The organism is Leifsonia shinshuensis (assembly GCF_014217625.1).
GTDB classification, from domain to species: Bacteria; Actinomycetota; Actinomycetes; order Actinomycetales; family Microbacteriaceae; genus Leifsonia; species Leifsonia shinshuensis_A.
Genome location: NZ_CP043641.1, coordinates 3114971 through 3123900, shown reverse-complemented (window position 1 = coordinate 3123900; position 8930 = coordinate 3114971). Strand labels below are relative to the sequence as shown.

The following is an 8930-nucleotide window of genomic DNA, read 5'->3' as shown; positions in this document are numbered from 1 at the left end:
GTATCCGCGGCGCGCGCGCAGGCTATAGCCCGATTTCCGGGATTCCAGTAGGGTCGCGGCATGACCATTCCTGAGGACGAGAACAAGCCGCAGCCTCCCGAGGGCGGCAACTCAGCCGGCGCCGTCCCGCCGGTCCCCGAATCGAACGAGCCCGCCACCGGTCCGGAGCTCACGCCGTCCGAGCCGGCCGCCCCGGCCGAGCCCGCCGCTCCGGCCGCGCCTGCGGCCCCCGCCTCGGACGTGCCTCCCGCGCCGCCGGTGGCCCCGCCCGCCGCGCCCGCCGGCGGTTTCCCGCCCGCTCCGCCTGCGCAACAGCCCGGAGCCGTCCCGCCGCCTCCGCCCGGCGCCTTCCCGTCGTACGCGGCCGCTCCCCCGCAGCCCGTCGCCGCGCCGACCAGCATCCCGACGACCGTCAACACGTCGTTCTGGCTGTACGTCGCGAGCGCCGTGCTCAGCGTGATCAGCGGCATCATCACCATCAGCACGGTGAGCGGCAGCCGCGCGGCGATCATCCGGCAGATCCAGAACTCCGGCACCGACCTGCACGGCCAGAACATCGACACCGTGGCCAACGCGGCGATCGGCGTCGCGATCGGCTTCTCGGTCGTCACGCTGATCTTCTGGGCGGTCACCTTCGTGCTGTTCGCGTTCTTCATGCGCCGCGGCGCAGGGTGGGCCCGGATCGTGCTCACCATCCTGACCGCGCTGTCGCTGCTCAACGTCCTGACCGGGTTCGGCACGGGCGCCCTCCAGGTGGTCCTCTCGATCGTCGCGCTGATCCTGATGTGGCTGCGCCCGTCGTCCGAGTGGTTCGCGGCGGTCAAGGCGTCGAAGGCGCCGCGCGCGTAGTCCTCGCACCTTTCGTGAAGGGGTCCGCGGCCATCCGGTCGCGGACCCCTTCGGCGTTCCCGGCCCCTGGCGCGCGCCTCGCCGCGGCGTACCCTGCGGGCTACGACGAGAGGAGCACACGATGCCCGGACGGGAGAACTCGCTCAAGGACCAGGAGCTCTACGAGAAGCTGCGCGACGAAGGCAACTCGAAGGAGAAGTCCGCGCGCATCTCCAACGCCGCCGCCGCGCGCGGCAGGAAGTCCGTCGGACACAAGGGCGGAGAGTCGGGATCGTACGACGACTGGACGGTGCCGGAGCTGAAGAAGCGCGCCAAGGAGCTCGGCCTGAGCGGCTACTCGAAGAAGACCAAATCGGAGCTCGTGAAGGAGCTGCGCGACCACTGAGCCCCGGCACGCGTACACTCGCGCCATGGACCTGCGCGACGTGGCCGCGGACCTGTACGGGGTCGATCCCGCGGAGTTCGTCGCCGCGCGGTCGGCGGCCGCCGCGGGCGCGGACCGCGACCTCCGCACGAGCATCACGGCTCTGCGCAAGCCGACCGCGTCCGCCGCGGCGGTCAACGCGCTGACCCGTCGCGACCCCGAGCTGGTCGACCGCATCCTCGACCTCGGCGACCGGATGCGGGACGCCTTCGCCGCCCGCGACCGGGACGCGATCCGCGACCTGACCCGCGAGCGGCAGCGCCTGCTGCAGCGCGCCCTCCGCGACCTGGGGACGAGCGCGGCGGTCGGGCGCGAGGTGGAGGAGACCCTTCAGGCCGCGGTGGTGGACCCGGTCGCCGCCGCCGCCGTGCGCAGCGGGATGCTGGTGCGCGCGCTCGAGTCGACCGGCGTGGAATCGGTGGATGTGTCCGAGGCTGTCGCGCTGCCGCTGGACGAGGAGGAGCTGGCCGCCCTGGCACAGCGGAACGCCGAGCCGGTGGCGGCCGCCGCGCCGGCGAAGAGCCGGAAGACGGCGAAACCTCGGGAGACGGCGCCGCCGGAGCACGCGCCCGAGCAGGAGCGGTCCGAGTCCGCGAGCGAGCGCCGGGAGCGCGAGCGCACCGTCCGGGCCGCCGAGCGCGCCCTGGAGCGCGCCAGGGCCGACGCCGAGGCGCTCGACGACGAGCTGGACACGGAGGTCGAACGCCGCTCCGACCTGGAGGCCGAGCGCGACACGCTCGAACGGCGCCTTCAGCGCACCGAGGCCGAGCTCGCCGAGTCGAAGGCCGCCGAGCGCGCGCTCCGGCGGCGCATCCCCGAGCTGCAGCACGCCGTGCGGGACGCGGAGCGAGCTCTCGACGACGCGCGCGGCGATTGATCGATCAAACGGGCAAGTGCTGCTCGAGCTGGTCCTCGGCCATCACGACCATGCCGCCGGTGCGCTGCGAGGTGTGCATGAGCGCCTCCAGCCACTGCGCGTTGATCGCCGGAGGGCGGCTCCCGGCGAACTGGAACGCCAACGGGATCTCGCGGCTGATCCAGAGCGAGACGCGCCCCGAACCCTGGTCGACGGGCACGTCCCAATTGAGCAGGAAGCTCTCATGGCGGCGCAGTTTGGCGACGATCGCGAGCTTGACGTGGCTCAGCACGCGGTCGTCGAGGTCATACTCCTGACCTGCGCCGTAGAGCAGTTTTCCCATACGTGCCATAGTGCCTCACTTCGAGGGCGAACTGCTGGGCGAATAGAGGGGATTGACACCGACCCGGTTCACCGATACTGCTGGTCCAGCGCGGGAAAGCGCTCTCCCTGGCAAAGCGCTCCGACCCGAAGCGCTACGCGCCTGGTCACGACCTCCGGAACGGCGCCGCCAGCGCCCGCCCGAGCGCGCGTCCCCGCACCGCGAACAGCACGATGGCCAGCAGCGCGTAGCCGCCGGAGACGATCCAGCGCGCCTCCGTCGACGGGAACACGAAGGTGGCGGCGAACAGCACGAACAGGGCGACCGCCCAGCGCCAGCCGAACCGCAGCGACAGCAGGACGGCGACGCCCAGCAGGGTCTGCGTCGCCGTCAGGACGAACTCCTCGGTCTGCCGTGCGTCGAGCGGCAGCGCCCAGCCTCCGCCGCCGATCGCGTGCGCCAGCGGGAGGGTGCCGACGAGCGCCGTCCACTGGTTGACCTTGCTCGCGAGCAGGATGCCGAGGCCCGCCGCCGCCCGGCCCCGCACGACGAAGAGCACCGCGATCACGAACTCGGGAGCCTCGGAGGCGAGCGGGGCGAGCCACTGCACCAGCAGGAAGTCGTCGATCCCGAGAGCGCGGCCTCCCGAGACCAGACTGTGCGCGAACGGCTCGGCGAGCAGCAGGATCACGATCGCCGCGACGACGAAGATCCCGACGACGGTCGCGCGGCGAACCCGCTTCGGCAACGCACCGAGGTCGCGGGCGACGCCCACCAGCTCGGGCTCCTCGGTCTCGTTGTGAGCCACGCGGACCAGGTAGTAGACGAACAGCGCCAGGAGGACGACCCCGAGGGCGACGTCGATCCGGCCGGTCAGCGGGATGACGAGGGTCAGCGCAGAGGCGACCAGCAGGAGGCCGAGCTCGGTGCGGTTCTGCCGCGGCAGCGCGATCGCGAACGGCTTGCTGCGCACGTCCGGGTCGGGCGAGCGGCGCCCGCGCAGCGCCCGGAGCGCGAGGAAGGCGACCAGCAGCAGGAAGGGCCAGCCGAACCCGAGGAGGAGCCGGTTGGAGCCGGTCATGTTGGCAGCCGCATACGGCGCCAGCGACGGGTCGGCGCCGGCGGAGAACGCGAAGTAGAGGTCGATCGCGTACTCGGGCAGGATCGCGATGACGGCGAGAAGGCCGACGGCGAGGCCTCCCGAGATGTCCAGCTCCGCGGCCTCACCGGCCCACGCGAGCGCGAAGGCGGCGGCGACGATGGCGAGGCCGAAGGAGAGCATCCCGGCCGCAGGAGGGAGGTCGACGCCGGTCAGCCGCAGTGCGACGCCCTGGGCTGCGACGGCCGCGACGATGCCAAGCGGGACGAGAAGGCGAGCGCCCGGGCGGCGCGGCGCGGTGACGGAACGGGTGGGTGTGGGGCGGGTGACGGGGGCGGGTCCTGGCATCGGACGGTCCTCTCGCTCGCGCGGCGACCGGGCGCGCGAGGAGACCGGCCACCGCTGACGGGTGGCCGAAGGTCTCGCTCGCCCCGCGGACGCTGACGCGCTGCGCGAGGTGGCACGCCGGGCCGGGCTTCGTGGCCGGCCAGTGTGTCGACGTGCCGCGGGGAGCTACTCCCCTTCGACGGGCTCCAGCCTGCCAGGACGCGCGACCGCACATCGCCTCCGCGGGCGGATTGCCAGCGTTTCGCGCGGGCTAACTCGACGGCTCGGGCGGCCTGCGCCTCATGTCAGGCGCCCGTCGAGGAACGCCAGCAACTGCGGCAGGAACGCGCGCAGCGCCCGGTCGTCGCCTCCCGCGGCCAGCACCTCGCCCAGGTAGTCGCCGTGACTGCCCGGCACGATCAGCAGGCGCGCGTCCGGCAGGAGCGCCGTGACCGCCACGAAGTGCTCTGCGCGGACCACGTCGCGGTCGGCGCCGACCACGAGCGTCGGAGCGGCGACCGACGCGACCAGCTCGTCGGGGAAGTCCTCGAAGCCCAGCATGAGCGCGCGGTCGAGCTCGAACATCCGCCGGGCGTGACCGAGGTCGCGGCTGACGGCGAGGTCGGCGTCCGCGTAGACGGCGGGCAGGTCCTCGAAGCGGCCGGCCTCCAGCCCCTCCCAGAAGCCGTCGACCATCGCGTCCCTGCGCAGCGGGGCGGACGCCAGCACCAGCCGGCGCACCCGCCCGGGATGCCGGGCGGCGAGCTGGAACGCGACCTGGCCGCCGTTGCTGAAGCCGAGCACGTCGACCGGGCCGAGCCGCAGCTCCTCCAGTACGGCGGCGACGTCGTCCGCCGACTCCTCGAACGACGGCTCGCGGTCGCCGGACTCCGTGCGGCCGTGGCCCTGCAGCTCGACCGCGAGCACCGAGCGGCTGCGCTCCAGGAGCGGGAGCAGCATCCCCCAGTTCGACGGGATCGTGGAGCCGCCGCCGTGGATCAGCAGCAGCGGCGGGTGCGGCAAGTCCTCGTCGCCGTGCCACTCCCGATGCAGGACTATCCGCGTCACACCCCCCGACGCTACCGTCTCCCGCGCGATTCGGCACGAATGTCGACTCTGGGTGCGCGAAAGCAGCGATTCGGCACGAATGCTCGATCGGACGCGGGCCACTTCTGCTGGCAATCCGGCAAAAGACGTGCGGCGGACACCGCGAAGTGGTTAGGCTGGACGGGTTCGCGCGCATCGAATACCAGGCAAGGAGGCCTTCACAGGCATGTCCCAACCACTCGCTGTCGCTGCGCTCGGCTTCTGGCACGTCCACGGGCGCGATTACGCCCGCGACGCCCAGGAGCATCCCGGCACCACCCTCGTCGCCATCTGGGACGACGACCCCGAACGCGGCCGGGAGGCCGCGGAGAAGTTCGACGTCGAGTTCGTCGCCGACCTCGACGAACTGCTCGCCCGAGATTCCCTCGACGGCGTCACGGTCACCACCTCCACCGACCAGCATGTCGATGTGATCTCGCGCGCCATCGCCGCGGGCAAGCACGTCTTCACCGAGAAGGTGCTCGCGCCGACCGTGGCGGACGCCGACGCGCTCGTCGCCGCCGCCGACACCGCGGGCGTCTCGCTCGTGGTCTCGCTCCCCCGCCTGTACCACGGCTACACCGCCGCGATCCAGGAGGTCCTCGACGCCGGCACGCTCGGCGAACTGGCCTACAGCCGGGTGCGCCTGGCGCACGACGGCTGGATCGCCGGCTGGCTGCCCGACCGGTTCGGCAACCTCGCGGAGGCCTACGGCGGCGCACTGACCGACCTCGGCTGCCACCCGATCTACCTCACGCGCCTGTTCCACCGGAGCGAGCCGCAGCGGGTCACCGCCACCTACGGGAGCCTCACCGGCCGCGAGGTGGACGACAACGCGGTGGTCACGGCCGAGTTCGACGGCGGACGGATCGGCGTCATCGAGGCGAGCCTCGTGCAGAGCCCGGGCGACTTCACCATCGAGCTGCGCGGCACGCACGGCGCGCTCTCGTACGGCGGCGCCGCGGGCGGCCTGTTCCTGAACACCGGAGACGGCTGGCAGGAGCTGGCGGTGCCCGACAACGGCGCCGGCGCGTTCGACGAGTGGGTGGAACGCATCCACGACGGCAGCCGGGCCGACGCGAACCTCGACCACGCGCTCGCGCTCACCCGCGTCGTGGTCGCGGCGAATGCCTCCGCCGCCGAAGGCCGCCCCGTCGAGCCCGCCGTGCCGGCCGCCACCCGCTGACCCCCACCTTCTCCACACCTTCTCTCCGCCGAGGGGCACGCAAACGCCCTCAAGCGGCACTTTTCGGGGCGTTCACATGCCCCTCGATCCCCTTGGGAGTTCTTCTATGTCCAGCAACACCGTTCGTATCGGGCTGATCGGGGCCGGCGGCATCGCCGGCGCGCACGTGGAGGGCTACCTCCGCAACCCCGACGTCATCACCTTCGCCGCCGTGTCCGACCCGGTGCGCGAGAGCGCCGAGAAACGCGCGGAGGCGGCCGGCGCGGCGATCTACGCCGACTACCGCGTCATGCTCGCCGAGGCCGACATCGACGCCGTCGACATCTGCCTCCCGCACCACCTGCACAAGGACGCGATCGTCGCCGCCGCCCGAGCAGGCAAGCACATCCTGTGCGAGAAGCCGCTGTGCCTGACCCCGGAGGAGGCCGCCGAGGTCTCCGCCGCGGTCGAGGAGGCCGGGGTCACGCTGATGTGCGCGCACAACCAGCTGTTCCTCCCGGCCGTCGCCCGGGCGAAGGAGCTGATCGAGTCCGGCGCGATCGGGCGCGTCTACGAGGTGCGCACGACCGACTCGTTCTTCAACGACTTCGACCCGGCGAACATGGGCTGGCGCGCGCACGCGTCGACCTCCGGCGGCGGCGAGCTGATCGACACCGGCTACCACCCGACCTACCTGCTGCTGCACCTGGCCGGCGGCGCCCCGGTGGAGGTCACCGCCATGCTCGCCACGCACCGGCTGTCGTTCATGGAGGGCGAGGACTCCGCCACCGTGCTCGTCCGCTTCGACAACGGCGTCATCGGCACCGTCGTCACGAGCTGGGCGTACGAGGCGGCGCCGGGAACCGAGAAGTTCTCGGCCGTCGGCGAGCTGGGCAGCCTGACCTCCGACGGCACGACGCTCACGCTCAAGAAGCGCGGCGAGGCCGAGCCGACCGTCATCGAACTGGAGCCGGTGCACCAGTTCGGCGAGGAGCTGAATCACTTCGCGCGCAGCGTCCTCGACGGCACCCGCCCGCTGCACACGCAGAAGGAGGGCATCGAGGTGCTCGGCATCATCCTCGGCGCCTACGAGTCGGTGCGCACCCGCGCCGTCGCGACGGTGCCGGTGCTGTCCCCGGCGAGCTGACCTCCGCCCGCTCAGGGTCGCGGCCGGTCGCCCGATCGGCCGCGGCCCGTGGCGTAGCCTCCTGGCATGGACCCGTTCCCGCTGCGCCTCGCCCTCGACGACCACGCCGGCGTCGTCCTCCGCCGCCTCGAGGCGGACGACTGGCCCATCGAGCTCACCCTGGCCCGTGTCGAGGACGTCCCGACCTGGACCATGTACCCCGCCGACCTGGACGAGGACGGCGCGCGGCTCCGCGCCCAGCGCAACGTGCGCGCGGCCGACGCCGCCCACGGGATCCGCTACGTCGTCGACGAAGGCGGCGAAGCGCTCGGGACCGTCGGCTTCGGGAAGTCGGAGGACGGCTTCGAGGTCTTCTACGCCCTCCGTCCGGAGGCGCGGGGCCGCGGCCTCGTGACCAGCGCCGTCAGCGCGCTCTCCGCGTGGCTCGGCGCTCAGGGCGAGCGCGTCGTCTGGCTCAGCACGCTGGACGGGAACGCCGCGAGCGAGGCAGTGGCAGTGCGCTGCGGCTTCACGCGCTTCCGCTCAGGGACGCATGTCGACGGCCGTCCGCTCACGGTCTGGACCCTCCGCCTGCACAGCGAATCCATAGCTGATTGACACGAAATCTATTTCATTTCAACATCTTCGAAACTGTTCCCAAATCGCGTCTCTTGGGGTTAAAGTGACGCATGAGCACTCCGAGGACGGGGCGCCAGATCGGCGGTCCGGAACATCCGCGCCACGATGACTTCGTGGCGGTGCCCTACCTGCGCCAAGGGCAGCTCATCTCCCTGATCCGCTGGAGCCAGGTCAATGGCGAGTGGCGGTACACCACCATGCTCGCCCAGTACCTCCATCGCGACGAGGAGAGCTGGTACCTGGTGATCAACGGCCAGCGCGCCAAGATCAGCCGTTCGGAGTGGGCCATCTTCAACTGAGGCGTACTGTCCACGGAATGAGCCACGAGGACGACTCCGACGACGACAGGCGCGGGCGGGCCGTCGCCCCCGAGCACCGCTGGCCCGCGGTGATCGGCACCCTGGTCGCACTGGTGGCGTACGCGCTCCTCCCGAGCGTCGTCCCGCCGATCGCCCGCTGGTCGGTGGTGGGCGTCTGCGTGCTGATGCTGGTCGCGCTCATCATCTACAACCCGCATCGGCTGGCCCGCGAGTCGAGGTGGTCGCGGCGTGCGGAGATCGCGCTGGCGGTGCTCATCCTCGCCGCCAACCAGATCGCGTTCGTGGAGACCGTGGTGCGGCTGCTCAACAAGCACGGCAACGGGCAGGAGATCCTGCTCGCCTCGCTCCAGGTGTGGATCACCAACGTGATCGCGTTCGCGCTGGTCTACTGGACGATGGACCGCGGCGGACCGGTGGCGCGCGTCACCCTCGCACGCAAGCGACTGCCGCTGGCCGACTTCCGGTTCCCGCAGGACGAGGACGCCGGCACGATCGTGGAGGTCGCCCGCGGCTCCAGCGAGAAGATGGACTGGGTGCCCAACTACATCGACTACTTCTACTTCTCGCTGTCCAACTCGATGGCGTTCAGCGCGACCGACACGATGCCGCTGACCCACCGGGCGAAGCTGCTGATGGCACTCGAGTCGTTCGCGGGGTTCGTGCTGCTGGCGCTGGTGATCGCGCGGGCGGTGTCGCTGATCGGGTGACCGGGAGCCG

At 71.7% G+C, this 8930-nt stretch carries 11 protein-coding genes; 8 read left to right on the top strand and 3 right to left on the bottom strand.

From position 1 onward, the window contains the following. Positions 1 to 60 precede the first annotated feature (60 nt). The 3 genes from F1C12_RS22745 to F1C12_RS15215 all read left to right on the top strand — a co-directional run bounded on the left by F1C12_RS22745 (position 61) and on the right by F1C12_RS15215 (position 2150). Positions 61 to 849 (top strand): hypothetical protein, encoded by a 789-nt coding sequence (locus F1C12_RS22745; RefSeq protein ID WP_258045928.1) that lies wholly within the window; start codon positions 61 to 63, stop codon positions 847 to 849. A gap of 121 nt (positions 850 to 970) precedes the next feature. Further along, positions 971 to 1234, top strand: coding sequence for a DUF7218 family protein (locus F1C12_RS15220; protein ID WP_185275753.1), 264 nt, complete (start codon positions 971 to 973; stop codon positions 1232 to 1234). 25 nt (positions 1235 to 1259) lie between these two features. Beyond that, on the top strand, positions 1260 to 2150 hold the full coding sequence (locus F1C12_RS15215; protein ID WP_185275752.1) for a hypothetical protein: 891 nt from the start codon (positions 1260 to 1262) through the stop codon (positions 2148 to 2150). A 4-nt stretch (positions 2151 to 2154) separates the two neighbouring features. On the opposite strand, the gene F1C12_RS15210 is transcribed toward F1C12_RS15215, so the two are convergent. The 3 genes from F1C12_RS15210 to F1C12_RS15200 all read right to left on the bottom strand — a co-directional run bounded on the left by F1C12_RS15210 (position 2155) and on the right by F1C12_RS15200 (position 4945). Continuing rightward, the gene (locus tag F1C12_RS15210) at positions 2155 to 2472 is read right to left on the bottom strand and encodes a DUF7882 family protein (protein WP_185275751.1); all 318 of its coding nucleotides are present in this window, start codon (positions 2470 to 2472) and stop codon (positions 2155 to 2157) included. A 145-nt stretch (positions 2473 to 2617) separates the two neighbouring features. Continuing rightward, positions 2618 to 3898, bottom strand: a complete 1281-nt coding sequence (locus F1C12_RS15205) for a sodium:proton exchanger (protein WP_185275750.1) — start codon at positions 3896 to 3898, stop codon at positions 2618 to 2620. 279 nt (positions 3899 to 4177) lie between these two features. Continuing rightward, positions 4178 to 4945: an alpha/beta fold hydrolase gene (locus tag F1C12_RS15200; RefSeq protein ID WP_185275749.1), complete on the bottom strand. Its 768-nt coding sequence runs from the start codon at positions 4943 to 4945 to the stop codon at positions 4178 to 4180. Positions 4946 to 5150: 205 nt separating this feature from the next. Here F1C12_RS15200 and F1C12_RS15195 point away from each other — a divergent pair, with 205 nt between their 5' ends. From F1C12_RS15195 to F1C12_RS15175, 5 genes are all read left to right on the top strand, one after another. After that, a complete protein-coding gene (locus F1C12_RS15195; protein ID WP_185275748.1) occupies positions 5151 to 6149 on the top strand; it encodes a Gfo/Idh/MocA family protein in 999 nt (332 codons plus the stop codon). A gap of 106 nt (positions 6150 to 6255) precedes the next feature. Then, positions 6256 to 7275 carry a Gfo/Idh/MocA family protein gene (locus F1C12_RS15190; RefSeq protein ID WP_185275747.1) on the top strand — a complete coding sequence of 340 codons (1020 nt, stop codon included), beginning with the start codon at positions 6256 to 6258 and terminating at the stop codon, positions 7273 to 7275. 66 nt (positions 7276 to 7341) lie between these two features. Then, complete coding sequence (locus F1C12_RS15185; RefSeq protein ID WP_185275746.1) at positions 7342 to 7872, top strand: GNAT family N-acetyltransferase; 531 nt, start codon at positions 7342 to 7344, stop codon at positions 7870 to 7872. 71 nt (positions 7873 to 7943) lie between these two features. Continuing rightward, complete coding sequence (locus tag F1C12_RS15180) at positions 7944 to 8192, top strand: hypothetical protein (RefSeq protein ID WP_185275745.1); 249 nt, start codon at positions 7944 to 7946, stop codon at positions 8190 to 8192. 17 nt (positions 8193 to 8209) lie between these two features. Further along, a complete protein-coding gene (locus F1C12_RS15175; protein WP_185275744.1) occupies positions 8210 to 8920 on the top strand; it encodes a DUF1345 domain-containing protein in 711 nt (236 codons plus the stop codon). Positions 8921 to 8930: the final 10 nt, after the last annotated feature.

What these genes read in the sequence shown, in the direction of transcription:
- F1C12_RS22745 (WP_258045928.1), top strand. Translation starts at nt 61, where the DNA reads ATGACCATTCCTGAGGACGAGAACAAGCCGCAGCCTCCCGAGGGCGGC.
- F1C12_RS15220 (WP_185275753.1), top strand. Translation starts at nt 971, where the DNA reads ATGCCCGGACGGGAGAACTCGCTCAAGGACCAGGAGCTCTACGAGAAG.
- F1C12_RS15215 (WP_185275752.1), top strand. Translation starts at nt 1,260, where the DNA reads ATGGACCTGCGCGACGTGGCCGCGGACCTGTACGGGGTCGATCCCGCG.
- F1C12_RS15210 (WP_185275751.1), bottom strand. Translation starts at nt 2,472, where the DNA reads ATGGGAAAACTGCTCTACGGCGCAGGTCAGGAGTATGACCTCGACGAC.
- F1C12_RS15205 (WP_185275750.1), bottom strand. Translation starts at nt 3,898, where the DNA reads ATGCCAGGACCCGCCCCCGTCACCCGCCCCACACCCACCCGTTCCGTC.
- F1C12_RS15195 (WP_185275748.1), top strand. Translation starts at nt 5,151, where the DNA reads ATGTCCCAACCACTCGCTGTCGCTGCGCTCGGCTTCTGGCACGTCCAC.
- F1C12_RS15190 (WP_185275747.1), top strand. Translation starts at nt 6,256, where the DNA reads ATGTCCAGCAACACCGTTCGTATCGGGCTGATCGGGGCCGGCGGCATC.
- F1C12_RS15185 (WP_185275746.1), top strand. Translation starts at nt 7,342, where the DNA reads ATGGACCCGTTCCCGCTGCGCCTCGCCCTCGACGACCACGCCGGCGTC.
- F1C12_RS15180 (WP_185275745.1), top strand. Translation starts at nt 7,944, where the DNA reads ATGAGCACTCCGAGGACGGGGCGCCAGATCGGCGGTCCGGAACATCCG.
- F1C12_RS15175 (WP_185275744.1), top strand. Translation starts at nt 8,210, where the DNA reads ATGAGCCACGAGGACGACTCCGACGACGACAGGCGCGGGCGGGCCGTC.